This window comes from Paenibacillus sp. H1-7, from assembly GCF_022354825.1.
Lineage (GTDB): Bacteria > Bacillota > Bacilli > Paenibacillales > NBRC-103111 > Paenibacillus_S.
Map to the genome: position 1 here is coordinate 5,790,333 of NZ_CP031168.1, position 25,386 is coordinate 5,815,718.

General features: G+C 52.1%; 25 protein-coding genes. 11 read left to right on the plus strand and 14 right to left on the minus strand.

Features of this window, described 5'->3' with window-relative positions; all coding sequences use genetic code 11:
• The first annotated feature begins 64 nt into the window (after positions 1-64).
• The gene (locus tag DVH26_RS25535; protein WP_239626827.1) at positions 65-1,807 is read left to right on the plus strand and encodes a PdaC/SigV domain-containing protein; all 1,743 of its coding nucleotides are present in this window, start codon (positions 65-67) and stop codon (positions 1,805-1,807) included.
• 123 nt (positions 1,808-1,930) lie between these two features.
• Here the strand turns inward: DVH26_RS25535 and DVH26_RS25540 are convergent, their stop codons facing one another.
• The 6 genes from DVH26_RS25540 to DVH26_RS25565 form a co-directional block, all read right to left on the minus strand.
• Positions 1,931-2,590, minus strand: a complete 660-nt coding sequence (locus tag DVH26_RS25540) for a DnaD domain-containing protein (protein WP_239626829.1) — start codon at positions 2,588-2,590, stop codon at positions 1,931-1,933.
• 64 nt (positions 2,591-2,654) lie between these two features.
• Positions 2,655-3,935 carry an asparagine--tRNA ligase gene (asnS, locus tag DVH26_RS25545; RefSeq protein ID WP_239635486.1) on the minus strand — a complete coding sequence of 427 codons (1,281 nt, stop codon included), beginning with the start codon at positions 3,933-3,935 and terminating at the stop codon, positions 2,655-2,657.
• A gap of 60 nt (positions 3,936-3,995) precedes the next feature.
• Positions 3,996-5,210 (minus strand): acetate/propionate family kinase, encoded by a 1,215-nt coding sequence (locus DVH26_RS25550; protein ID WP_239626832.1) that lies wholly within the window; start codon positions 5,208-5,210, stop codon positions 3,996-3,998.
• Entirely contained in the window at positions 5,207-6,079 is an 873-nt protein-coding gene (locus tag DVH26_RS25555) for a 3-hydroxyacyl-CoA dehydrogenase family protein (RefSeq protein WP_239626835.1), read from the minus strand. The genes DVH26_RS25550 and DVH26_RS25555 overlap by 4 nt, the downstream gene beginning before the upstream one ends.
• A gap of 252 nt (positions 6,080-6,331) precedes the next feature.
• The gene (locus DVH26_RS25560; RefSeq protein ID WP_239626838.1) at positions 6,332-7,351 is read right to left on the minus strand and encodes a Gfo/Idh/MocA family protein; all 1,020 of its coding nucleotides are present in this window, start codon (positions 7,349-7,351) and stop codon (positions 6,332-6,334) included.
• A gap of 37 nt (positions 7,352-7,388) precedes the next feature.
• Complete coding sequence (locus DVH26_RS25565) at positions 7,389-8,159, minus strand: sugar phosphate isomerase/epimerase family protein (RefSeq protein ID WP_239626841.1); 771 nt, start codon at positions 8,157-8,159, stop codon at positions 7,389-7,391.
• Between the two features lie 126 nt (positions 8,160-8,285).
• Between DVH26_RS25565 and DVH26_RS25570 the strand changes: the two genes are divergently transcribed.
• Entirely contained in the window at positions 8,286-9,128 is an 843-nt protein-coding gene (locus tag DVH26_RS25570; RefSeq protein WP_239626844.1) for a helix-turn-helix domain-containing protein, read from the plus strand.
• Positions 9,129-9,259: 131 nt separating this feature from the next.
• On the plus strand, positions 9,260-9,322 hold the full coding sequence (locus DVH26_RS37395) for a hypothetical protein (protein ID WP_481857619.1): 63 nt from the start codon (positions 9,260-9,262) through the stop codon (positions 9,320-9,322).
• 51 nt (positions 9,323-9,373) lie between these two features.
• On the opposite strand, the gene DVH26_RS25575 is transcribed toward DVH26_RS37395, so the two are convergent.
• From DVH26_RS25575 to leuC, 3 genes are all read right to left on the minus strand, one after another.
• Positions 9,374-10,747, minus strand: a complete 1,374-nt coding sequence (locus DVH26_RS25575; protein ID WP_239626847.1) for a UDPGP type 1 family protein — start codon at positions 10,745-10,747, stop codon at positions 9,374-9,376.
• A gap of 151 nt (positions 10,748-10,898) precedes the next feature.
• Entirely contained in the window at positions 10,899-11,504 is a 606-nt protein-coding gene (leuD, locus tag DVH26_RS25580) for a 3-isopropylmalate dehydratase small subunit (RefSeq protein ID WP_239626850.1), read from the minus strand.
• A 32-nt stretch (positions 11,505-11,536) separates the two neighbouring features.
• On the minus strand, positions 11,537-12,955 hold the full coding sequence (gene leuC / locus DVH26_RS25585; protein WP_239626851.1) for a 3-isopropylmalate dehydratase large subunit: 1,419 nt from the start codon (positions 12,953-12,955) through the stop codon (positions 11,537-11,539).
• Positions 12,956-13,157: 202 nt separating this feature from the next.
• Between leuC and DVH26_RS25590 the strand changes: the two genes are divergently transcribed.
• Positions 13,158-14,060, plus strand: coding sequence for a LysR family transcriptional regulator (locus DVH26_RS25590; RefSeq protein ID WP_239626853.1), 903 nt, complete (start codon positions 13,158-13,160; stop codon positions 14,058-14,060).
• Between the two features lie 24 nt (positions 14,061-14,084).
• Here the strand turns inward: DVH26_RS25590 and DVH26_RS25595 are convergent, their stop codons facing one another.
• From DVH26_RS25595 to DVH26_RS25605, 3 genes are all read right to left on the minus strand, one after another.
• Entirely contained in the window at positions 14,085-14,609 is a 525-nt protein-coding gene (locus DVH26_RS25595) for a GrpB family protein (protein WP_239626855.1), read from the minus strand.
• A 16-nt stretch (positions 14,610-14,625) separates the two neighbouring features.
• Positions 14,626-15,117, minus strand: a complete 492-nt coding sequence (locus DVH26_RS25600) for a GNAT family N-acetyltransferase (RefSeq protein WP_239626858.1) — start codon at positions 15,115-15,117, stop codon at positions 14,626-14,628.
• Between the two features lie 117 nt (positions 15,118-15,234).
• Entirely contained in the window at positions 15,235-16,032 is a 798-nt protein-coding gene (locus DVH26_RS25605; protein WP_239626860.1) for a carbon-nitrogen family hydrolase, read from the minus strand.
• A gap of 207 nt (positions 16,033-16,239) precedes the next feature.
• Between DVH26_RS25605 and DVH26_RS25610 the strand changes: the two genes are divergently transcribed.
• From DVH26_RS25610 to mtnB, 7 genes are all read left to right on the plus strand, one after another.
• On the plus strand, positions 16,240-17,442 hold the full coding sequence (locus tag DVH26_RS25610; RefSeq protein ID WP_239626863.1) for a pyridoxal phosphate-dependent aminotransferase: 1,203 nt from the start codon (positions 16,240-16,242) through the stop codon (positions 17,440-17,442).
• A 393-nt stretch (positions 17,443-17,835) separates the two neighbouring features.
• Positions 17,836-18,951, plus strand: coding sequence for a glutamate 5-kinase (proB, locus tag DVH26_RS25615; protein WP_239626866.1), 1,116 nt, complete (start codon positions 17,836-17,838; stop codon positions 18,949-18,951).
• 35 nt (positions 18,952-18,986) lie between these two features.
• On the plus strand, positions 18,987-20,258 hold the full coding sequence (locus tag DVH26_RS25620; RefSeq protein ID WP_239626869.1) for a glutamate-5-semialdehyde dehydrogenase: 1,272 nt from the start codon (positions 18,987-18,989) through the stop codon (positions 20,256-20,258).
• A gap of 58 nt (positions 20,259-20,316) precedes the next feature.
• Complete coding sequence (gene proC, locus DVH26_RS25625; protein WP_239626872.1) at positions 20,317-21,183, plus strand: pyrroline-5-carboxylate reductase; 867 nt, start codon at positions 20,317-20,319, stop codon at positions 21,181-21,183.
• A gap of 15 nt (positions 21,184-21,198) precedes the next feature.
• Positions 21,199-22,473, plus strand: a complete 1,275-nt coding sequence (locus DVH26_RS25630) for a 2,3-diketo-5-methylthiopentyl-1-phosphate enolase (protein ID WP_481857544.1) — start codon at positions 21,199-21,201, stop codon at positions 22,471-22,473.
• A complete protein-coding gene (locus DVH26_RS25635; protein WP_239626877.1) occupies positions 22,470-23,132 on the plus strand; it encodes a 2-hydroxy-3-keto-5-methylthiopentenyl-1-phosphate phosphatase in 663 nt (220 codons plus the stop codon). The genes DVH26_RS25630 and DVH26_RS25635 overlap by 4 nt, the downstream gene beginning before the upstream one ends.
• On the plus strand, positions 23,129-23,770 hold the full coding sequence (mtnB, locus tag DVH26_RS25640) for a methylthioribulose 1-phosphate dehydratase (RefSeq protein WP_239626880.1): 642 nt from the start codon (positions 23,129-23,131) through the stop codon (positions 23,768-23,770). Before DVH26_RS25635 ends, mtnB begins: the two co-directional genes overlap by 4 nt.
• Before the next feature lie 155 nt (positions 23,771-23,925).
• Here the strand turns inward: mtnB and pyrE are convergent, their stop codons facing one another.
• Positions 23,926-24,588, minus strand: a complete 663-nt coding sequence (pyrE, locus tag DVH26_RS25645; protein ID WP_239626883.1) for an orotate phosphoribosyltransferase — start codon at positions 24,586-24,588, stop codon at positions 23,926-23,928.
• Positions 24,589-24,635: 47 nt separating this feature from the next.
• Positions 24,636-25,370 carry an orotidine-5'-phosphate decarboxylase gene (gene pyrF / locus DVH26_RS25650; protein ID WP_275590424.1) on the minus strand — a complete coding sequence of 245 codons (735 nt, stop codon included), beginning with the start codon at positions 25,368-25,370 and terminating at the stop codon, positions 24,636-24,638.
• Positions 25,371-25,386: the final 16 nt, after the last annotated feature.

Here is a 25,386-nt window from a genome sequence, read left to right on the forward strand (position 1 = left end):
TCGTCATTAGCTATAATGAATATAGTCACCAACACCACTACAATCACCCGGGAGGTACATAACGATGAAAACCCCGTTTAAACTCATGAAGCTCAGCGTAGCCGGATGCTGCCTGATCGCCGCGTATACCCCAAGTGCATTCGCCGCCGATGTACAGGCCGTTCCCATATCCGCCGCCGGCATAAACGCAGTACCAATCTCTGCACCAGTAAACCCGTCATCTGTCGTCATTACCGCCAAGACGGTGAAGGAACAGTCCGAGGCACTGAACGTCGAGCTCAGCATTCCCGTTGTTCAAGGCTTGAAGGATAAGCAGTATGAAGCGGAACTGAACGATATGATTTACCAGAATGCTACGAAAGGCTTGGAACTGGCCAAAAAGCAGGCTCAGGAGGATGCGGACTACGCTAAGCAAGCGGGATACGTATTTAGGCCCCATGAGCTGATGTCGAAGTATGAGATGAAAACAAACGGCACTCAGATCCTATCGCTGAAGCTGCTCACATATGCTTACACGGGCGGAGCGCACGGCATGACGGTAATTGAAACTTATAACGTATCCGACCGGGATCAAGCGGCGCGTATCGAGTTAAAGGATTTGTTCGGAGATCAGTACAAGGACATCATCAATAAACAGATTCAGGATGAAATTGCGAAAAAGCCGGAAAATTATTTTGCCGACGGATTCAAAGGTATTTCCGACACGCAAGCCTTTTATATCGAGAACGGCCAAGCAGTGATCGTGTTTAGCGAGTACGAGATTGCCCCTTATGCTGCGGGGTCGCCTGAGTTCCGGATTCCGATTCCTGCAACGTCCGGACAAGCTGAACAAGCTCTCCAAATCAGCTCCAAGCCGATTAAGGAGCAAACGGACGAGCTGACCGTCAATATCAGCATTCCGGTCGTTCAAGGCATGAAGGATACGAAATATCAAGCGGAACTGAACGATAGCATCTATCAGCAAGCGAGGAAAGATTTGGATGCTATGAAGCTGCAAGCGAAGCAAGGCGCAGAAGCAGCGAAGCAAAGCGGCTATGAATTTCGCCCTTATGATTTGACAGTAGCTTACGAGGTCAAAGCGGACGGAGGCACCGACGACAAGGACCATCTGTCGATCAAAACGGCCACATACACCTACACGGGCGGAGCGCACGGCATGACGCGGATTGACACTTATAACGTATCCGACCAAGCTCAAGCGGCGCGTATCGAGTTAAAGGATATGTTCGGAAGCCAATATAAGGACATCATAAATAAATTTATTAAAGAAGAAATCGCGAAAAAGCCGGAAAATTATTTTGCCGACGGATTTAAAGGTATTTCCGACACCCAAACCTTTTATATCGAAAAAGGCAATGCCGTGATCGTATTCGGTCAATACGAGATCGCCCCTTACTCGTCCGGCACACCGGAATTCCGTATTCCGATTCCGCAGCAGCCTGACTCCGGCAACTCCGGTTCCGCACCGGTCAAGCTGGTTGTTGGCGGCAAAGAGCTGTCTCTGGTCACGAATAGCAGCGGAATGGCATTTGCTCCGTTAAGAGCAGCTGCCGAAAGTCTGGGCTATGAGATCAAATGGAATGCAGACAAGAAGCAGGCAGAGGTTATCAAAGGCGCGCAATGGACCGCGGTAACGGTCGGTCAAGACAGCTACGCGTACAACAAGATGGCTCCGATCCAGCTAGGCGCCGCCCCATATATTAATGAAGAAGGAAGCCTGTTCGTTCCTGTGGACTTTTTCGCCAAAATCCTGAAGAGCGATGTCATATCCGAGTCCGGTATGATCGTTATAAACAACAAGTCCTAAACTGCAAAAAAAAGAACCTTTACGGAAATCATTTCCGTAAAGGTTCTTTCTCGTTCGTATCGTACCAAGCACGAAGTGTCGCCCCAGTCTGTCTGTACCGAGCTTCCTTCCGACGAGGAGCCCTCATCGGATAGATCGAAACTTCTGCGAATGCTCCTTCGCCTGCTCCACGGTCGTAATCCGGTTGCGGCTCCATTCAAGCAAGATCCGGTCAATGTAGCGAAAATGCACCTTCCCTGCGAATACCGCTTCCTTCAGTCCGGCCAAAATCAATTCCTCCGGGTAGCTGTCTTTATCCAGCCATCCCGTTATCGATTCCAGCTCCATCGGAGTCAGCGGCCGTCCGAATTCCTTCTCGAATATGGAAAAAATATCCTTCCTTACTGGTTCAGGCTGTTTCTTGCGCTGCTTTGCTTCCTCAAGCCAGCAGGCTGCCAGACGCTCGTACAAAGGGTTCAAATTGTACTTCTCATATTGAATGCCGCTGTGCGGATCAATGCTGTCATCGATGGATAGCAGCCCTTCCTTCAGCAGCTTTTGCAATGCGGCTATCACTTTTTCCGCCGGAACGCTCATTCTTTCCTGGAGCTCCTCCAGCGTCGGAAAATCAATTCGTTCCTTCTCCATAAAGGCCATGACGTGAATCATCAGCATGACCTCGACTTCCGTCAGCTTCCACTGATGGTAATGCTTAAGCAGCAAGTAAGGCACCGAAATGCTTCCTTCTCTCCAGCCGGCAGTAAACGCCGCCATCAGCTCCGCCTCGTGATTGCTAACCTTCATCCGATCACCTCTCCATGCATAGCCCAATAACCGTTGGATGTACGATCATGCTGCGTTTTCTAATTTACGGGTATAAGCGGTACAACAGTCTTGGAAAAGGTATCGTCTCCCTGACGTGATCCAGCCCGCAAATCCAAGCGACCGTACGCTCCAATCCCAAGCCGAACCCGGAATGCGGCACGCTTCCGTATTTGCGTAAATCGAGATACCATTGGTACGCTTCCTTGGACAGCTCATGCTCCGTGAAGCGCTGCTCCATCAGCTCGGGATCGTCGATACGCTGGCTCCCCCCGATGATTTCCCCGTACCCTTCCGGCGCGATCATGTCGGCGCACAGGACGACTTCAGGCCGGCTCGGATCCGGCTTCATATAGAAAGCCTTAATTTCCGTCGGGTAGTGTGTAATGAACACCGGCGTCTCGTATTTCTCGGCAATAGCCGTTTCGTGCGGCGCTCCGAAGTCCTCGCCCCAGTCGAATTCATGCCCGTTGGCCTTCAGGAACGCGACCGCTTCGTCGTATGTAATCCGCGGGAACGGCGCCCGGATCTTCTCGAGCTTGGACGTATCCCGCTCCAGCACCTCAAGCTCATTACTGCAGTGCTGCAGCACCGACTGCACGATATGAGACACGAACTGCTCCTGAATTTTCAGGTTCTCCTCGTGGGTGACGAACGCCATTTCCGGCTCGATCATCCAAAATTCGATCAAGTGACGGCGCGTCTTCGACTTCTCCGCGCGGAAGGTAGGTCCGAACGAGTAAACCCGGCCGAGCGCCATCGCTGCCGCTTCCATATATAGTTGACCGCTTTGCGTCAAAAAGGCGTCTTCATCGAAATACTTCGTATGAAACAAGTTCGTCGTCCCTTCACAAGAGGACGGCGTCAATATCGGCGGATCGACGAGATGAAAGCCTCTCTCATCAAAAAACTGCTGAATAGCGCGGATAATTTGCGCACGCACGACAAGAATGGCGCGCTGGCGGGGCGAACGGATCCACAGATGACGGTGATCCATCAAATAGTCGACCCCGTGCTCCTTCGGAGTAATCGGATAATCCGAAGATACTTGAATGATCTCAATGCCGGTAACGGTCAGCTCGTATCCGCTCTTACTGCGGGTATCCTCCCGGACTGTGCCCGTCACATACAGCGAGCTCTCCTGCGTCAGCTTGCCAGCCGCTTCCCATACGTCCTCCGGCACCTCGCTTTTGACAACGACCGCTTGTATAAAACCGGAGCCGTCGCGCAGCTGCAAAAATTGAATTTTACCGCTCGATCTTTTGTTATGCAGCCAGCAGCCAATCGTAACCGTATTGTCTTTGTACTGACTGACATCGCGGATCATGGATAAGTTTCGGCTCAAACAGACCATCCTTCCTGCTATTGGGATCTCTTTATCTCTATATTATACTACATTTAATCGATTCAATATCAATTGATGCGTATCTCTCGCAATAACCAGCTCTTCGTTCGTCGGTATGACCAGCACCTGCACCCGGGACCGTTCAGTCGAGATACGGCGATCTTCCGGGCTTCTTGCTGCATTGGCCTGCTCATCGAGCTCAACGCCTAGGAAGGTCAAATTCGTGCATACCGCCTTACGAAGCGCCGGAGAATTTTCCCCGACCCCAGCTGTAAACACGATAGCATCGAGTCCGTTCATGGCAGCTGCATAGGCGCCGATATATTTGCGCAGCCGGTATTCGTACATTTCGAAGGCTAATGCGGCGTTTTTATCCCCGGCTTCCATCGATTCGAGAATTTCCCGCATGTCGCTGCTGATGCCCGAAATCGCCATCAATCCGCTATGCTTATTGAGCATCGAGTTAACCTCGCCGAGCGTCAAATCCTCTTTGCCCATCGCATAAGGCACGATAGCCGGATCGATATCGCCGCTGCGTGTTCCCATCATCAGCCCTTCCAAAGGCGTCATTCCCATGCTCGTATCGTACGATTTGCCGTTCATAACCGCCGTGCAGCTTGCCCCGTTGCCAATATGGCACGAAATCAGCTTGAGTTCCTGTAAAGGTCTCTGCAGCAGCATAGCGGCTCTCTCGCTCACGTAAGCGTGAGAAGTGCCGTGGAACCCGTACCGGCGTATTTTATGCTTCTTGTACAGAACCATAGGTATCGGATACAAATACGATTGCGGCGGCATCGTCTGATGGAAAGCCGTATCGAACACGACAACCTGCGGAACCTCCGGCATGTTGGCTTCGACCGCATGAATCCCAAGCATGTGCGCCGGATTGTGAAGCGGTGCCAGATCGAACAACCGTTTAATCTCGCGTTTCACGTCTTCATCGACCAGGACGGAGCCGGAGAACGACTCGCCGCCATGGACAACCCGATGCCCGACAGCATCAATATCCTGAATCGATCCGAGCACACCGTATTGCTTGTGAACCAGCATATCCAGCACCTTCCGAATGGCGGACGTATGCTCCAATATTTCCGACACCTCGCGGATCTCCGGCTTTCCATCAGGCTCGAAGCTCGCAATGGCGGAATCCATGCCGATTCGCTCTACTTTTCCCTTGGCAAGCACCGCTTCGTTCTCCATCGAATACAGCTGGAACTTCAATGAAGAGCTTCCCGCATTAATGACTAAAATTTTCATAACCGGTCACCGTCCTTGTCATAACGAAAGAAGCCTTGTCCCGTTTTCGTGCCAAGCTGGCCTGCGCGTACCATTTGCTTCAGCAGCACCGCCGGACGGTATTTGACATCGCCGAATTCCCGGAACATTCTCTCCATGGCGGCGAGCACCGAATCGAGCCCGAACCGGTCGCACATCTCCAGCGGACCATAATGGAAATCGTACCCGATCCGCATTGCCGTATCGATGTCTTCCGCACTCGCCACCCTTTCTGACAGCGTATGCAAAGCTTCGTTAATTAGCACACAAATTAACCGTGTCGTAACATAACCAGGCGATTCATATACTTGAATGCCCCGTTTCTGGATCGTTTCCTCCACAAACTGCTTGGTGAATGCAAACGTTTCTTCAGAAGTTTTCAACCCTCTAATAATTTCCACCAAATGGATTTTTGATACGGGATATATGAAATGAATGCCGATAGTGCGCTCCGGCTTCTCCGTTACCGCGGCAATTTCCGTCAAGCTTAACGTCGACGTATTGCTTGCCAGTATAGTCGTAGGCGGGCAGATCGAATCCAGCTGCCGGAACAGCTTCATCTTCTGCTTCAGGTCCTCGGTGATCGACTCGATGACCAGCTGGCACTCCGCGCAGCGCTGTAAAGCGGTTTCTTTATGTATCTTCGATAAAATGAGCTTTTTCTCAGCGGCCGTAATCGCCCACTTCTCCATCTGCTTGTCCAGGCTCATCTCGATTTGTTCCCAAGCTCGCTCCACCTGCTCCTTCGAACGATCGATCAGTATGACGTCGAGCCCTTGAGCCGCTAGCATTTCCGCAATTCCTTGACCCATAGTTCCTGCACCGATGACTCCGACTTTGCTGCACTGCATGCCGTCTCCCCCTTAACCGCTTCCTGCTGCAAATTATCTAATTATTAACCAACGGTAAAAACGCTTGCAAACAACCGTTTAGTTTCATTATACATCAAGCCGAAGCGGAAATCCTATGACATTGTTGTGAACCCATTAACATCCATGATCGCCGGTTATGGAGTACACGAATCCTCATTGTTCCGGCAAAAAAAACGAGTCCTGCAGCCGCAATTGCAGCTGAAGACCCGCCTTTGTACAACTATGACTATATTAAAGAGAAATGACCTTTTTCGTATCTTGCGATTCGAAGGCAGCAAGAATGACTTTCAACGACTTCAAGCCTTCCTCACCGGAAATGCTAGGCGGCGTATTGGTAACGAGGCAGTTGACGAATTCGTCGATGACGCCGCTTGTCGTTTGCTTCTCGTTGGTCGCCATAGCTCCCACCTTGTATTTCTCTACCGAACCGTTGCGCAGCTCCACAATGACTTGATCGTCCGGGTGCGTGCCGATTTTCATTACGCCGTTCTCGCACCAAAGCACTGTGCTGTTGTCTCCGCCTTTGTAGTACGTCCAGCTTGCTACGAGCGTTCCGATCACGCCGCTTTGCATGCGCACTACGCAAGTCGCGTTGTCGTCAACATCGGTGCCTTCCTTATGTATCGTTCCGACGAATGCTGCAATGTCCACCACTTCGTCATCGAGCAACCAACGGATAAGGTCGGACTTGTGAACTCCAAGGTCGCCCATTGCGCCCATGATCGCTTCTTCCTTACGGAAAAACCAGCTGTCTCTTCCGTCTACGCTCCAGCCTTCCGGTCCGGGATGTCCGAACGAAGTGCGGAACGTAATCACCTTGCCGAGTCGGCCCGTTTGCAAAATTTCTTTTGCTTTCGCATGAGGCGGCATCAAACGTTGATTGTGACCTACCATCAAGTAGACATTGTTATTGCGTGCCGCTTCGATCATAGCCAAACCTTCGGCTTCCGAAGTAGCCATAGGCTTTTCAACCAGGACGTGCGCGCCTGCATTGGCTGCCGCGATCGAAACCGTGGCATGTAAAGCGTTCGGAGTACATACGCTCACGGCATCCGGCTTTTCCGCTTTCAGCATTTCATTGTAATCGGTGTAGGCTTTGGCGCCATATTGGGATGCGTAATGCTCCGCGCGGTCTTTTATAATATCGACGAATGCAACCAGCTCTACGTTAGGATTTGCTGCATATTCAGGAATATGTCTGTGCTTGGAAATGGCTCCGCAGCCAATGACGGCGACTCTAATTTTGCTCATTATCGTTTCGGCTCCTTTGTAGTTAGGTTAAGTGCTATTAAAATTTGGACAGATAGTTGTCCTGAAGCCATTTCAGGCTTGTGGCAACGCTTTCCAGAGGAGGATTTTGACAGCGGTCCTGCTCCACGATCAGCCATTCTACGTCAGCATCGGATGCTGCCTGAATAACGACCGGCAAATCGATCTCGCCTTGTCCCAGCTCGACCGTATTGATCTGATTGTTGATCATGCCTTTGAAATCCTTAAGATGAAGCAACGGCAGACGGCCTGCATAATCAGCAATATATTTTAGCGTATCGAGGCCTGCATATTGGACCCAGCCTGCGTCCATTTCCACCAAAATATGCTCCGGTGCGGATGCGTACAGCGCGTCGAAAACATATTGGTCGCCAATCTTCGTCTCAAACTCGAAAGCATGGTTATGATAAGCGAATTTCAAGCCTTTTTCATTGGCTCTGCGTGCCGCTTCCCCTAAGAATCCGAACAAGCTTTTCCAAGCCTCCGCATCATGACGGTCTTCCGCCGCTACATAAGGGCAGATCAGGTATTTGGCACCAATCGCTAGCAAATAGTCGATCTCTTTGTCCAAATCGTTACGCATATTTTGCAAGCTCACATGAGCTCCGATCGGCTTCAGGTTCAGCTCGTCCAGCAGCTGCTTCAGCTCGTCGGCAGGCAGGCCACCGTAACCGGCAAATTCAACGCCCTCATAGCCAAGCTCGGCCACACGGCGCAGCGTACCGCGGAAATCTTTCGCCAAGTCGTCACGAACCGTATAAAGCTGCACACCAATGCCCATTCTTCTCAACCTGTTCACTCTCCCAATAAAGTAATCTATTTGATACCATTTTAATCGCAAATCCCCTATAATGACTATGAACGATGTGGTTACAACATGAACTATTTTGCTAATAATCGATAAGGAGTTACGTGGATGCTCTCTCAAATTCTATCATGCGGCTATTCCTATCATTCGCAGCGTTTCCAGACCGGGCACAACGATGTCATGCGCGCCTACCTGTTCCGTCTGCAGACGGAAGGCTATTGTCAGGCTATGGTGAACGGAGCGATGACACGGATCGAAACCGGAGATTTGCTGTTGTATCAGCCGGGAGACATCTACGACCTGCGGGTCGACGAGCATACGAACAAGCTTAGGCAGACGCTTATTTCCAGCGGGGACTATTACATCATTTGCAAGGGCGAGTGGCTCGAAGCGTGGTGGAGAAAAAGCAAAAAGCCGCAAAAGGTCCGCATCGCCGCCTATGAAAAGCTTCTCATCTTATGGAGGCAAATCATTCTGGAGAAGCGGCGCATCGAAGACGAAAACAAGGAGCTGTCGGATTACTTGCTGCGTGCCCTATGCCTTCATATTGATAGGGCCGTTACGGAGACACGAACGCTCCATGGGAGCTCTTTTCTCGCCTCCCGGATGAAGAGCTTCATAGAAGAGCACGCCATCCTTCCCTTCAAGATCGACGATGTTGCCGCCCATGTCGGCTTAAGCGTATCGAGGGCGGTCCATTTATTCAAGGAATGCTTCGGCAAAACGATGATTCAATATGCGCTCGAAATTCGTTTGTCCACCTCTATCGAACGAATGAATTACAGCAGCATGACGCTCGAGCAGATCGCCGAAACGTCCGGCTTCGGCAGTTATACGTATTTTCACCGCGTGTTCCGCGAAAAGTACGGGATCTCCCCGAAGGAATTCCGGCTGCAGCAGGCAAGAGGCGTTGGCGGCACAGATGCAGATCGAAGCGGACACAACGAGTAAACAACAATTTGCCGCAGCAGCCTGTCTGTTGCGCCAGAAGCCTGCCCCCTCGGGATGTCCGTCACTCTGTATTTTAGTATGAGCATCGTAAAATGAAACGCAAAAGCGAATCGAAGCGGCAAAAGGAAGCAATGAAAGAACGAAAATTTGCTTTAATGGTGCAAAAAGCGAAATATAAGCATCGCGGCCAATGACGCGCTTCAGGATTCTGGAGCTGTCCCATTATGGAAATGGGACAGCTCTTTTTACTGCTGCAGCAGCTTCCGGACAACGTCATCCGTCAAGCCCTCGCCGGAATAAGAATCCAGCGGGGATATTTCGATGGGACGGTCCCCGATCAGCTCGGCAGGTACACCTGCAGCTAGCAGCCATTTCCTGTGCAAGTCAAATACGAGCCTGCGCGCGGTTTCAGGGCTGTCCTCTCCTTCTTTGTTTTTGACGGGCGCAAACTCCTCCTCCCGCTTCACTTTCAATACGGTAATGTTGTCGGCCAATGAGAAGAAATCGAATATAAACCGTTCGAATTTGAATGCATTCGGCTGCTCCGGGATCACGAGACGGCCGGTCGGATCAATGAAGCTGATCCTTTTATGTGCCATTGCATAAGGCAGCTCCGCCTCCGCAAACTTTTCAATAAAGTCAAGCCGGAACGCTTGCATCGACAGGTTGCCCAAGCCGTAAAGGAGTTTGCCTTGCCGGTCCGTTGCATGCTTCATGGTTTCCGGTATGACGGTATATTCAACGACCGCCGGACGTCCAGACTTCATGCACAGCACGCCCACCTGCTCCTCGGGACCGGATTTCTCCGCCGCTTTGGCAGCTGCAGGATGAGAATGGGATGCCGCCATTCCGAGGAACAACGGATCGGCTACCTTCACCAACGCATTATCGACATTGTAATAATAGAGCCATGTCAATCCGCGCCGCTTCATATCGACCAAGGCGCCCGAACGCCTTAAAGCTGCAAAGCAGTCTCCATTGCCGCTAGGCACCAAGCTGATCTGATCCTTTGCAGCCAGCAAGATCTTCCCCTCAGCATCCAGAGCAGGCATAACGCCCTGCGTGAAAAAAAAGCAATCGGCCGAACGCAGCCCGAAATAATTTGCTTGCTCGAAAAAACGCACCGTCTCGTCATGATTGGCGGGACTGGTCATAATGTACCACGGGATAGCCTGTCCTGCCCGCTCCGTAAGGTTAATCAGCCGCTCCGCCTGCAGCTGGAAGAACGATTTGCATGAAGGCAAACCGATGTCATACGTCCCCTTCGGCCCATCGTAGCCTAACCGGCTGCCTTGTCCCCCGGCTACTACTATGGCTCCTGCTTTGCCCTCCCGCAGCAAGCGCCACCCGGCCTCCGTATAGCGCTGCTTCTCCCGATCGCTGAGCTCGTCCCATGCGTAAGCCGGGATCGGAGATATGCCCGCCGCTGCAAAAGCATCCTCTTCCTTTTTAACGGAAGCTTGCTCCCAAATCGAGCGGATCCGCTCCAAATCCAGCTGCAGCACCTGATCCAGCAGCTGTCGTCGCGAATCGCCGGATAGCTCATCGTAAAAGCGCAGCAGATGCTCCTGACCGTATGCGGCCACCCTTGCTTCCGCTTCCTCGCGTCTTTGTTCCAACCTGTTCTCCCCCTCGATCGGATCTTCCAGCTTTTGGGTTCATTGTATCATATTTCTTCGCGCTTACGTTACCTTGCTGCGCATGAACCCCACTTAAACAAAAAAAGACCGCCCGGGTCGGATAACCCGGAACAGTCTCTTAATAAACAGCTTATTTATATGCAAGACGAGCTTTGTGTGCTTCTTCGTAAGCAGCGATTTTATCTGCGTGCTGAAGCGTCAAGCCGATATCGTCCAAGCCTTGCAGCAGGAATTGACGGCGGTGCTCATCCAGATCGAAGTCGATGCTCAAGCCTTGATCGTCAGTGATCTTTTTGTTCTCAAGATCAACCGTCAATTGGTAGCCTTCCGTCTTAGCCGTACGCTGGAACAGCTCTTCCACTTGCTCTTCGCTCAATTTGATAGGCAAAATGCCGTTTTTGAAGCAGTTGTTGTAGAAAATGTCCGCATAAGACGGAGCGATAACGACTTTGAAGCCGTAATCCTGAATAGCCCAAGGCGCGTGCTCACGGGAAGATCCGCAGCCGAAGTTCGCACGGGAGATCAGAACGGACGAACCTTGGTAGCGAGGCTGATTCAAGGAAAACTCCTTGATCACTTCGCCGGACTTGTCAAAGCGCCATTCGAAGAACAAAAATTGGCCGAAGCCGGAGCGCTCGATCCGTTTCAAAAATTGTTTAGGGATGATGGCATCTGTATCTACGTTAACGCGGTCGACCGGGCCTACAAGACCGGTATGCTTAGTAAAAGCTTCCATGTAGTCATTCTCCTCACTTAAGGTTTATTGAATTAAGCTTCTTGCTTCACTTTGAAGTTCCAATCGCGAACATCGTAGAAATGTCCTTTGATCGCTGCTGCCGCTGCCATTGCAGGAGACACCAGATGCGTACGTCCGTCACGTCCTTGACGTCCTTCAAAGTTACGGTTGGAGGTCGATGCACAGCGTTGACCCGGTTTCAATACGTCCGGATTCATCGCCAAGCACATGCTGCAGCCCGCATCGCGCCATTCGAAGCCCGCTTCAGTGAAGATTTTATCCAGGCCTTCTTTTTCCGCCTGAATTTTTACACGGCCGGAGCCAGGTACGACAATCGCAGTCACGTTCGAAGATACTTTGTGTCCTTGCGCTACTTTGGCAGCTGCGCGAAGGTCTTCGATACGTCCGTTCGTACAGGAACCGATAAATACATAGTCAACGGCAAGATCGGTCATCGGAGTGCCCGGAGTAATGCCCATATACTCGATCGCTTTTTCAGCGGCTTTACGCTCGTTCTCGGTAGCAAAGCTTTTTGGATCCGGTACAAGAGCCGTGATGTCCGTACCCATACCAGGGCTTGTTCCCCAGGTTACTTGCGGGATCAGGCTGTCGGCGTCGAATTCTACAACCGCATCGTATTGTGCGCCTGCGTCCGTAGTAAGCAGCTTCCATTGCTCTACCGCTTGGTCGAATGCAGCGCCTTGAGGCACATATTCACGTCCGCGCAAATAGTTGAATGTCGTTTCGTCCGGAGCGATCAGACCTGCTCTTGCGCCCGCTTCGATGGACATGTTACATACCGTCATACGCTCTTCCATCGACAGGTTGCGGATAGATTCACCGGTATATTCCAATACGTAGCCGGTAGCAAAGTCCGTGCCGTATTTAGCGATAACGCCCAAGATCAAGTCCTTCGCCGTAACGCCAGGGTTCAGCTTGCCGTTAATGCGCACTTCCATTGTTTTTGGCTTCGCTTGCTGCAAGCATTGAGTCGCCAACACGTGCTCAACCTCACTCGTACCGATACCGAAAGCAAGAGCTCCGAATGCACCGTGAGTGGAAGTGTGGCTGTCGCCGCAAACGATTGTTTTACCTGGGTGCGTCAAGCCGAGCTCAGGGCCCATAACGTGCACGACGCCTTGGTCGATGCTGTCCAGGTCGAACAAAGTAACGCCGAAATCCTTACAGTTTTGCGACAAGGTGTCGATTTGCTGCTTGGAGATAGGGTCTGTAATGTTGAAACGGTCTTTAGTAGGAACGTTATGATCCATAGTTGCATAAGTCAGATCCGGGCGGCGCACTTTGCGGCCGGACAGCCGAAGTCCTTCGAACGCTTGCGGAGACGTTACCTCGTGAACCAGCTGCAGGTCGATATAAATGATGCTAGGTTTGCCTGCTTCCTGATGAATAACGTGATTGTCCCAAATTTTCTCAAACATAGTTTTTGCCATCAGTTTCACCTCATTGTCATGAATGCGAATCAATTCATCTCATGCTACATAGTCTAGCATTTCTTTATTCATTGATCCAAGATATAATATCTATAAGCTTGATAGGAAATCATTATAATGAAACGTTTGCTTCATAAATGCGGATAGAACAGTTACAAATGAAGCATACCACGACATCGCTAATAAAAGGAGCCTCAAAAAAATGGAACTGAGACAGCTGCAATACGCGCTGCAGATCGCCATAGACAAAAATTTTTCCCGCGCCGCGGAGAAGCTTCACATCGCTCAGCCGTCGCTCAGCCAGCAGCTGTCCAAGCTGGAAAAAGAAATCGGCCTGCTGCTGTTTCAGCGGACGACGAACTCGGTAGAGGTTACGTATGCCGGATCCCTGTTCGTCGAGAAAGCCCAGGCCATTCTGGACATGGTCGAGCAGCTGAAGCGCGAAATGGAAGATATATCGCAAATGCGCAAGGGCAAGCTCGTCGTCGGCAGCCTGCCGATAACAGGAGCCCACGTGCTGCCTCTGGTGCTGCCGGTATTTCAAGAGCGATACCCGGAGATCGAAATTATGCTCATGGAGGAGACCACCGCCAATCTGGAGCATCTTACCGCCAGCGGCCAAATCGACATCAGCCTGCTGTCGCTTCCGCTTATGGACGACTCGCTCACTTATGAGCCGCTGATCGAGGAAGAGATCGTCCTCGCGCTGCCGCCTCAGCATCGTCTTGCCAAAACAGCGGAAGCAGAGAAGCGTCCGATCCGGATCGAGGAGCTTCGCGAAGAGCCTTTCATCGCCTTGAAAAAGGGTCAGGGCTTTCGTCAAATTACGCTGCAGCTGTGCGAGCATGCCGGCTTTTCGCCCCGCATCGTATTTGAGAGCAGCAATATCGAAACCGTACAATCCCTGGTCGCGGCGGGAATGGGCATCGCTTTCGTGCCGCACATGATTTCCCGGGGTGCTTGGAGCCAACATGCCCCGGCCTATCTATCCCTCGCTGATCGCCCGACTCGCATGCTGGTCATTGCTTACCGGAAGGGACGCTACATGTCCAAGGCGGTTGAAGCTTTCATATCGACTTTCAAGGAAGTCGTCGAGCAGCAGTAAACGTCATCGTACCGTTAAGGTGCGTCAACGGTCACTTCGAGCCGCCCATTCGGCGGCTTTTTGCGCCAATTGTTGGACAAAGAACTGTTTGCCTTCCTGATAACGATGTACATGATCGGGATACTGCTCCGCTAGCCTCAGCTTCAACTCGCCGTAACGGCGTGCCTCATCGGGATGCGCGGTCAAGTAAGCTTTGAAATCCAAATGCGCGAGGATGTTAACGTCGCCAGCTTCAAATATATGGATATGATGCGTTCGCCGTTCGCCGCCTTTGGTGAAATACCTTCTGCCGGCTATGCCATTCTCCCCTCTTGGTTGAAAGCCTGCCTCTATCATGCGTTCATTGAAAGCATCTACGGCTTGAATGCTCCGGACGGCAACGACGATATCAATTATCGGCTTGGCATACCCGATAGCGGGGACGGATGTGCTGCCGATATGGTGGATTTCAATGCAATCTTTCCCCAGAAGCTGCTTTAATTCCTCTTGCGCGGCCGCATACAAACTACCCCATTCCGGTGTCCACGCCGCAATTTCTGCCCTTCTCATCCCGCGTCCCCTCCCGCTATGTTTGAAACTCAAAGCACTTCATATCAAGATATGTCGTATTCCTCACTTCACCGATTGCGCTTTCTTGTATCACACGGGTCCAGAACGTTCTTGCAATCGTGTTTTTCTCCAAGTAACAGACGCTCCATTGCCCGGGAAATTGTGAGAACACCTGCTTCGCCGTTTTCCGGCCAATGCCGGACTTTCGGTAATGCCTTAAGATGAAGAATTCAGCGATGGATCTGCATATTGTGCCGTCGGCCAGCTGTGGCAGCTCACGCAGCAGCACAAATCCGGCCAGCCTGCCGTCGACTTTTACAAAATAAGCGTGCCTCCCTTCCTCCGTCCAATAATGATCGATATACCGATAGCCGAATAAACCGTAATCGTTAAGCTCAAATTCATCTTCATATTCGCTCATATCGTATTGATAGAGCTCCATTAGATTTTGTAAAATCGACTTATTTTCATAGGTGACTGTTTCCAGCGTCATATCCCTATTTGCCATTTTGTTTCCTCCTCAAACTCGTGCATCCATTTAACTGTAAACGATTCAAACGCACCTCGGTCGGGAAACTTTCTATATAAAAGAAAAAAGCAGCCGTTAAGCTGCCCCTCTACATTATTAATATAAAGCCGGTCTCCGGTCCTCGAATACCGGAATTTTGCTGCGAACCTGCCCGACAAGCTCCAGGTCGATCTCCGCACGCAGGATGGCTTCGGACTCGTCGCCCTCCACCAAGATTTCGCCCCAAGGGTCGATCACCATCGAGTGGCCGAAAAATTCCGTCGTCCCGCTCACGCCCATCCGGTTGCAGGAAACGACGAACATCTGATTTTCTATCGCTCTCGCAGTTAACAGCGTACGCCAATGGTGAAGTCTAGGATTCGGCCATTCTGCTGGAACGAACATAATCTGTGCTCCGCCAAGAGCCAGCTTGCGGCTCAGCTCAGGGAACCGGATGTCGTAGCAAATCATCATGCCGGCAGGAACGCCGTCCAGCTCCAGCTGACCGATATGGCCGCCTTCCTTCAAATATTTCTCTTCATCCATAAGGCGGAACAGATGGATTTTGGAATAATCCGCTACCTGCTTTCCTTCGCGGTCGAACGCATAGATCGTATTGTAGATGTCATCGCCTTTTTTCTCAGCGATTGAACCTCCAATAATATTTACACCGTGTGTCCGGCTGAATGCGGATAGCAAAGCCTTCGTCCGTTCCCCGTTCACGTCGGCAAGCTCATGAATCCGATCCAACGCGTAGCCGGTATTCCACATTTCGGGAAATACGATAACGTCCGGCTTCGGACCGCCTTCGACCGCTTCTTGCAGCATAGCCTCCAGCTTGGAGAAATTCCGTTCCGGCTCGCCGATGGCGATATCCATTTGCAGCAGCGCTATATTCCAACGTTTTTGCGTCATGTGTATAATCACCTTTCATCTCTACATTATCTCCCTAATCATAGTCGATGCCGTCACGAAGTTCAATGACTGTCGAATTTATATTATTCCAATGCGCTAAGTGGGATAAATGACTTCGAGTTCTATACAGTCGCATCGATTCATGATACATTATTGCTAGCCCGTTAGAACGGCAAGCTTATACAAATCAATGGAGAGTGACCATAAATGAGTACTGCTTCAACCCGCATTTCCGCATTCCCTATTCAACCCGCCGAACGTATGCAGGAGCTGCCTACGCAATTTTTTGCGAAGCTGGTCGGCAAAGCCAATGCGCAAATCGCCGCGGGACATGACGTCATTAATTTGGGACAAGGAAATCCCGATCAACCGACGCCTGCCCATATAGTTAAGAAGCTTCAGGAAGCTGCGGAAAACCCGCTGTATCACCGTTATCCGCCATTCAACGGATTTTTGTTTCTGAAGCAGGCTGTTGCCGCTCGCTATAAGGAAGATTACGGTGTCGAGCTGGACCCCGAGACGGAGGTCGCGATCCTGTTCGGAGGCAAAACCGGACTGGTCGAAATCAGCCAATGCTTGCTGAATCCCGGTGACGTATGCCTCGTCCCTGACCCTGGTTATCCCGACTATTGGTCCGGAGTCGCTTTGGCAGGTGCCCGCATGTCATTTATGCCGCTCCGGGAATCGAATGCCTTCCTGCCGGATTACAGCGCGATTCCGGAAGCGGATCTGAACCAGGCGAAGCTCATGTTCATCAATTACCCGAACAATCCTACGGGTGCAGCTGCTCCCGCTTCCTTTTATGAAGAGACGATCCGTTTCGCAGCGAAGCACGGCATTGTCGTTGCCAGTGATTTCGCCTACGGCGCTCTCGGCTTCGACGGTCAGAAGCCGATCAGCTTCCTCCAGCTTCCCGGTGCCAAAGAAGTCGGCGTCGAGTTTTATACGCTGTCCAAAACGTATAACATGGCCGGCTGGCGAGTCGGCTTTGCTCTGGGCAACAAAGAGATCGTGCGCATGATCAACCTGATTCAGGATCATTACTACTGCAGTCTGTTCGGCGGCATCCAAGAAGCCGCTGCAGCGGCGCTGACAGGCCCGCAGGATTGCGTCCGCGACCTGCTCGCGATGTATCAAGGCCGCAGAGACGCCCTTTATGCTTCACTCGATCGCATCGGCTGGAAAGCGAACCGCTCGCAAGGCTCCTTCTTCACCTGGCTGCCGGTTCCAAAAGGCCACACTTCGGCGTCGCTTGCCGACTTGCTGCTGGAAGAAGCTAAGATCGTCGTTGCCCCTGGCATCGGCTTCGGCGAAAACGGCGAAGGCTATGTTAGGCTCGGCCTGCTGACGCCGGAAGCCCGCTTGCAGGAAGCCGTGGAGCGGGTAGCCAAGCTGAACCTATTCGTGTAATGCCGATTAGGCCAAGCTACCTTTACAAAACCGCCGGATGCGTGCTATGCTTATAAGAAATCGAAACGTGATGATGGGAACAGTAGGAAGTCCATGCACGCCCAGAGAGTAAATTCCACCGGCTGAAAGAATTTACCGTGAACACTGTCCGAACCCGCCCCGGAACGGCCAACGATGAGTTGGACGGTTGCTGCCCTTGCCGTTAATAAGGCTATCAAGTTGGATGTTTTATCATCAATTAAGGTGGTACCGCGGAAGATATCAGCTTCCGTCCTTAGTGGACGGGAGCTTTTTGTGTTTTCATCAGGCTCTATCACCGTTATCTTACAGTCTCCAACCTAAATGCGATTTGTTTTCCATTTTATTTATATGGCAGAAAGAAGTGATCCCTCCATGCAGCAAACCATTGTCATCAAAATCGGCAGCAGCTCTCTTACCTCCGATGAAGGCGGACTGAACCGCAGCAAAATCGTGTTCTTCGCCTCCGAGCTTTCACAGCTGCACAAGCAAGGCTATCAAGTGCTGCTGGTAACGTCCGGTGCCGTAGCGGCAGGCTTTCGCGAAATGGGATACATAACCCGCCCCAAGCTTTTGCATGAAAAGCAGGCTTCGGCCTCGGTCGGCCAGGCGCTCCTGATGCAGGCTTATCACGAAGCGTTCGCGGCCCACGGCATAGGCGTTGCGCAAATTTTGCTGACGCGCTCCGACTTCTCGAACCGCAAGCGAATCCACAATGCTTCCATGACGATCGAAGAGCTGCTGCGCCACGGGATGATCCCTATCATTAACGAGAACGACACGGTAGTCGTCGACGAATTGAAGTTCGGGGACAACGATACGTTGTCCGCCTTGGTGGCGAATCTCGTCAGAGCCAAACAGCTCGTCATTTTAACCGATATCGACGGCCTGTACACGGAAGATCCGCGGCATAACCCTAATGCGCAGCGATTGAATCTCGTAACCCAAATCAGCGAGGATCTGTTCCGCATCGCCGGCGGTTCCGGCTCCTCCGTAGGTACAGGGGGCATGCGCTCCAAGATTGAAGCGGCCCGTATCGCTATGAGAGGCGGCGTCCCTCTCTTCATTGGCCGGGTTATGGAGGATGGAGATTTGTCGCTCGCCATCGAAGGCAAAGGCAAAGGCACCTATTTCGAAACGAATGAGCACAATTTGCCGGTCAAAAAGCAGTGGCTCGGCTTCCACTCTTCCCCGCAAGGCCGCATTACGGTGGACGCAGGTGCCGAGCACGCTCTAATCGTCGGAGGCAAAAGCCTCCTGCCGGCAGGAGTAACCGAAATCACCGGCGATTTTCATCCCGGTGATGTGGTCGAGGTTGTAAATCTCGATCAGCAAACGATCGGCCGCGGCGTCGTCAACTACACCAAATGGCAGCTTCAGGCCGTTGCCGGTCTTAGCACCGAGGAAGTGCAGAAGCGTATTGAGGTCAACCGGATTGAAGTGATCCACCGTGACGAATGGATTACGCTATCCGTTCACAAGCAGGTATAGCCTCTATATTTACTAATTAAAAGGAGGAATTAACAATGACAGCACAACAAACTCAAACGGCAAGCGAAGTTGTCCAAAAAGCGACTTTAGCCAAAAAAGCAGCTCCACGCTTGGCCAATTTGTCAACCGAGCAAAAGAACAACGCCCTGCTTCTCATCGCCGATGCTCTCGTCGCGGAGTCGGCATCCATCATAGAAGCCAACAAGCTGGATCTTGCCGAGGGCAAGAAAAATGGAACCAGTGATTCGCTTCTGGATCGCATCAAGCTTGACGAGAAGCGTGTCGAAGCTATTGCCCAAGGGCTCAGAGAGGTTGTCGACCTGGCCGATCCGGTCGGCGACGTGCTTGAGGAATTCGATCGTCCTAACGGCTTGCATATCCGCAAAATCCGCGTGCCTATCGGGGTCATTGGCATGATCTATGAAGCACGCCCTAACGTTACCGTCGATGCCGCCGGACTGTGCCTCAAAACCGGCAACGCCGTTGTGCTTCGCGGGGGCTCGGCAGCGCTGCAATCCAACAAACGAATCGTGGAAGTCATGCATGAAACCCTCTCCCGTACCGATGTACCGGCTGATGCCATTCAGCTTGTTCTCGATCCTAACCGTTCCTCCGTCGATGAGATGCTGAAGCTGAACGGTCTGCTGGACGTCCTGATCCCTCGCGGAGGGCATTCCTTGATTCAAAATGTCGTGCAAAATGCAACCGTGCCTGTCATTGAAACGGGAGCCGGCATTTGTCATACTTATATTGACGATACCGCACAATATGAAATGGCTTTGAATATCGCATTGAACGCCAAAGTCCAACGCCCTTCCGTATGCAATTCCATGGAGACGCTGCTCGTCCATCGGAGCTTCGCGCAAGACCGTCTCGCTTCTTTGGCACAAACCTTTTCGGAGAACAAGGTAGAGCTTCGCGGGGACGCAATGGCACGCGAGCTGGTTCCTTCCATCAACGCCGCATCCGACCAGGATTGGGATACGGAGTACAACGACTATATACTCAACATCCGCGTCGTCGATGGGCTGGACGAAGCTATGGAACATATCCGCCGGCATGGAACAATGCATTCGGAATGCATCGTCACGGAAACGGCTGAGCATGCCGCCCGCTTCCTGCAGGAAGTCGACGCAGCAGCCGTGTATCATAACGCATCCACACGGTTTACCGACGGCTTCGAATTCGGGTTCGGTGCGGAAATCGGCATCAGCACCCAGAAGCTCCATGCCCGCGGACCTATGGGGCTGCCTGAGATGACCTCTACCAAATATTGCATCAGCGGCAGCGGACAAATTCGCGGCTAAGTCATTTTGTATAAAATCGTTACTCAACATTACCTGCTAGCAAAGGAGACGACAAGCTATGTCTTTATCCACCGCCAACATCACATTCATAGGCGCAGGCTCAATGGCTGAAGCCATCGTTCGGGGGCTGACGTCGGGTAAGAACGATAATCCTGCCCGAATTACCATGATTAACAGACAGGATACGGACCGTCTGAAGTCTCTTCATGACCGTTATGGGGTCAGCTATGCTGCGAATGAAGTCGACAAGCTCCGCGCCGTTACGGAAGCGGATGTCGTCGTCGTGGCATTCAAGCCGAAAGACGCCATCGAAGGGCTGACTTCGCTCAGCTCCCAACTGAAGCCTTCCGCGCTGCTTGTATCCGTGATCGCCGGAATGTCCATCGCCACGATTGAAGCTGTGCTCGGCACCAGCGGACAGCCCATCGTCCGCACAATGCCTAATACGTCGAGCTCCATCGGACTTGGAGCAACCGGCATCAGCTTCTCCTCCGGCACCAGCGCCGAGCAGCAGAAGCTGGCCATTGACATGTTCGCCTCTACCGGCATCGTATCGGTCGTGGAGGAGTCGAAGCTCGACATCGTGACCGGCGTTTCCGGCAGCGGACCGGCATATATTTACTACATGATGGAGGCTATGATCGAAGGCGGCATCCGCGGCGGTCTTACCCCTGAGGCTGCAAAGCAACTAACGGTGCAAACCGTACTCGGAGCAGCCAAAATGGTTGAACTGACAGGCGAGGATCCTGCGGATTTGCGTCGTAAGGTTACTTCACCTAACGGAACAACCCAGGCTGCGCTGGAAACGTTGGAACGTCACGATTTCTCCGTCGGTGTGACTAAAGCGGTTCTGCGCTCGGCAGAACGGGCAGGCGAGCTGGGAGAAGCGATTTCATCCCAGGCTGCTGCCGTTCAATCTAAATAAAAGTAGGTGTACGTGTTGTTAAATTCATATTGTGTTGCCACCTATCGCTGCCATGATGAGAAAGCGGATTTTGCCAAAAAAGCACAAGGTATCGCCGTCGGGCTGACGGTGGGCAGCTGGACCGATCTGCCGGAAGCCAAGAAAGCCGAAATGGAGCGCCATCTCGGCAAAGTGGTCGATATTAAGGTGCATGAGCCCGCTCCCGGCGCACCTGCATCGGAGCGTTACGCGGACATTTCCATCGCCTATCCGGATGCCAATTTCAGCCGGGATATCCCTGCTTTGCTTGTTACGGTATTCGGTAAGCTCTCCATGGACGGCCGGGTCAAGCTGATCGATCTTCAGTTCTCCAGCGAGTTCCTGTCTGCTTTCCCAGGACCTAAATTCGGCATGCAGGGCGTAAGGGATCTTCTTGGAGTCCATGACCGCCCGCTGTTGATGAGTATTTTCAAATCCGTAATCGGACACGACCTGTCTACGCTTCGCGAGCAGTTTTACTTGCAGGCGGCAGGCGGCGTCGATCTGATCAAGGATGACGAGATTTTATTTGAGAATCCGCTGACGCCGATTGAACGGCGTGTGGAAGCTTGCCTGCAGGCAGCCGCACAAGCGGAACAGGTTACGGGTCAAAAGCTGCTGTACGCAACTAATTTGACCGGTCCTACCTTCAGCCTGCTGGATCAAGCCCGCAAGGCAATCGATGCCGGAGCTAACGCTTTATTGTTTAACGTTCTTGCCTATGGATTTGACACACTCGCAGAGCTAAGCCGTCATCCGGACATCAGCGTGCCGATCATGGCCCATCCGGCGATGGCCGGCGCCTTCTATCCATCGCCGCATTACGGAATTGCCGCCAATGTGCTGCTGGGCAAGCTGATGCGTCTGGCCGGTGCCGATCTGGTCCTGTTTCCGTCGCCATACGGATCCGTCGTCATGCCGCGTGAGGAGAACATGGCGATCAAGGAAGTGCTGTTAACCGGACAGACTTCGGATTACGTATACAGTGCCAACGGAGAAACGGCCGCTTCCCTGCCGCTGAAAACTAGCTTCCCGGTTCCGTCCGCAGGCATTCACCCTGGTCTTGTGCCGCTCATCCTGAAGGATTTCGGCGAGCAGGTCGTCGTCAATGCGGGCGGAGGTATCCATGGCCATCCTATGGGCACTATCGCAGGCGGACAAGCATTCCGTCAAGCCATTGCCGCATGCCAAGCCGGTGTATCGCTGAAGGATTATGCAGAGCAGCATCCGGAGCTGAGAGCAGCAATCGAAGCTTGGGGGATTAGAGAATGAGCAGGAAACGGATCATCTTTTGCGATTTTGACGGCACCATCACCGTTAACGACAATATCGTCGCCATCATGAAGCATTTTCAGCCGCCAGGTTGGGATCGGCTGGTTGAGCAGGTTCTCGCCAAATCGATCTCGATTCGCGAAGGTGTAGGCCGCATGTTTGCCTTGCTGCCAACTTCCCGCAAGCAGGAAGTCGTCGATTATGCGATCAATAACGTAGTCATACGCCCCGGCTTCAAGGAGCTGCTTGCCTATTGCAAGGATAACGAAATCGAATTTTACGTCACGAGCGGCGGGATCGACTTTTTCGTCTATCCTGTGCTGTCGGAGTTCGATATTCCGAAAGATCACATTTACTGCAACGGCAGCGACTTCAGCGGAAGCCATATCGAAATCCTATGGCCGCATTCCTGCGACGAGCACTGTCACAATGATTGCGGAATGTGCAAAACGGCTATTATCCGCGGCTACTCGCCGGAAGCTTACGAGCGGATTCTGATCGGTGACAGTGTAACGGATTTTGAAGGAGCGAAGCTGGTGGAAACCGTATTTGCCCGCTCCATTCTGGTCGACCTGTGCAAGGATTTAGGATTGAACTATTATGCCTTTGAGGATTTTCATGACATTATCAAGCAATTAGAGGAGTTGAAAGTCAAGTGAGCAGCACGCTTCGATTGGAAGAGAAGCAGCAGGCGTTCGCCGAGCTTCGGGAAGTAAAGACCATTTTAGCGGCAAAGGGCTGGTTTCCTGCCACCAGCGGCAACCTGTCCATCCGTGTAGGCGATTTCGCCCCGGAGCAATTTACTTTCGCCATTACCGCCAGCGGTAAAGACAAATCGGTGAACACACCTTCCGATTTTCTTCTGGTGGATGATAAGGGACAGCCTACGGAAACGACAGGACTTAAGCCGTCGGCGGAAACATTAATCCATTGTGAAATTTATAAAGCAACGGGCTGCGGGGCGATTTTCCATGTCCATACCGTATTCAACAATCTCGTCTCGGAGCTGTTCTGGGAGCGCAAATCGATCCCTGTCGAAGGTGTCGAGCTGATCAAAGCATTCAACATTTGGGACGAAGAGGCGCAGATCGAAGTGCCTATCCTGCCTAACTATGCGGACATTCCAAGGATTGCCGAGCTGGTACAAGACGCCATCGTTCCACGCGTCCCTGGCATCATGCTGCGCAAGCACGGCATTTACGCTTGGGGCGCCAATGCTTTCGAAGCCAAGCGCAATCTGGAAGCATTTGAATATTTGTTCGAATATGTGTACCGTCTGGAATTGCTCAAAAAATGACCTCGGAATGTTATAAAATTCTATTATGGTAACAAAATCGCGGACACCCTCACCAGGAAGGGAGGCTCCGCGATTTTTTTGTTCAATAAGCGGCAAAAAAGCCCCACACCGGCTTTCTTTGCAGAAAGACGAGTATGGGGCATGTCCATAATAGGTTATTTACCGTATTCGCTCGGATTTACGCGCCAAGACTTCAGCACTTCCACATCCGACTCTTGAATGCTGCCTTGTTTCAAGGCTACATCCAATAGCGTCGTGTAATTGGACAGCGTTTCGAACGGAATTCCTGCGCCGGCGAACGCTTCCGTTGCTTTGTCGAACTGGTAGGAGAAAATCCCGAGCACGCCCAGAGCATTAGCGCCTGCATCATTAACTGCCAAAGCAACCTTCAACGAGCTGCCGCCTGTGGAAATCAAGTCTTCGATAACGACGGTTTTTTGTCCCGGGCGAATCGTTCCTTCGATCAGGTTCTCCTTGCCGTGGCCTTTCGCTTTGTCGCGAACGTACACCATAGGCAGGTTCAGCTTTTGAGCAACCCACGCTGCATGCGGGATGCCGCCAGTCGCAGCTCCGGCGATTACTTCGACGTCCGGGAAGTTGTCGCGGATCAAGGATACGAAGCCGTCTGCAATCAGCTCGCGGATTTCCGGGTAGGAAATCGTCAGCCGGTTATCGCAATAAATCGGCGATTTGAGTCCGGACGTCCATGTAAAGGGCTGACTAGGGTCAGGGCGAAGAGCTACCGCTTCAATTTGCAAAAGGGCCGCTGCAATACGTTCTGCCAGCTGGGGGTTCGTAGAAATCGTTTTTGTGCTCATCAGACAAAACTCCTTTTATCTATAGTTTGAGATCGGCGAGTGGCTACTTACTCTACCGATTGAATAATAGCTTCCAGTGCGCCTCTAGGGTCCTCTGCCGCTGTAATCGGACGCCCGATGACGACATAGTCCGTTCCTTGTGCAAAAGCTTCTGCAGGCGTCATAACGCGCGACTGATCGCCTATGGCTGCGCCTGCCGGACGAATGCCCGGTGTAACGGTCACGAATCCCGAACCGCACACGGCTTTGATTCGTGTCACTTCCAAAGGAGAAGCGACAACGCCTTGCAATCCTGCAGATTGCGCAAGCTGTGCATAACGCTGTACGGCGTCCTCCACCGTTCCCGGCAGGCCGATCTCTTCATTCATCACGGCTTGGCTTGTACTGGTCAGCTGAGTCACGGCGATGACGATCGGTCGATTTGCTTCAGCTGCACCTCCGCCCGCCAAAGCCTTATCGACTCCTTCGAGAGCAGCCTCCATCATTTGCTTGCCGCCAGCCGCGTGCACATTGAACATGTCCACGCCAAGACGGGTCACACTTTCCGATCCGCCTTTCACCGTGTTCGGAATATCGTGCATTTTCACATCGAGGAACACCTTGTAGCCCTGCTCCTTCAGACTGCTTACGAATTGAGGTCCGGCACTGTAAAACAACTGCATGCCGACCTTCATATAGCAAGGAATGCCTCTCAATGATTCAAGCAGCTTCTGAGCCGCTGCGGCGTCGGGATAATCCAGAGCCACCATAATTCGTTCCGCGATATTCGTTTGCACTGACATGCTGTCTCGCCTCCCC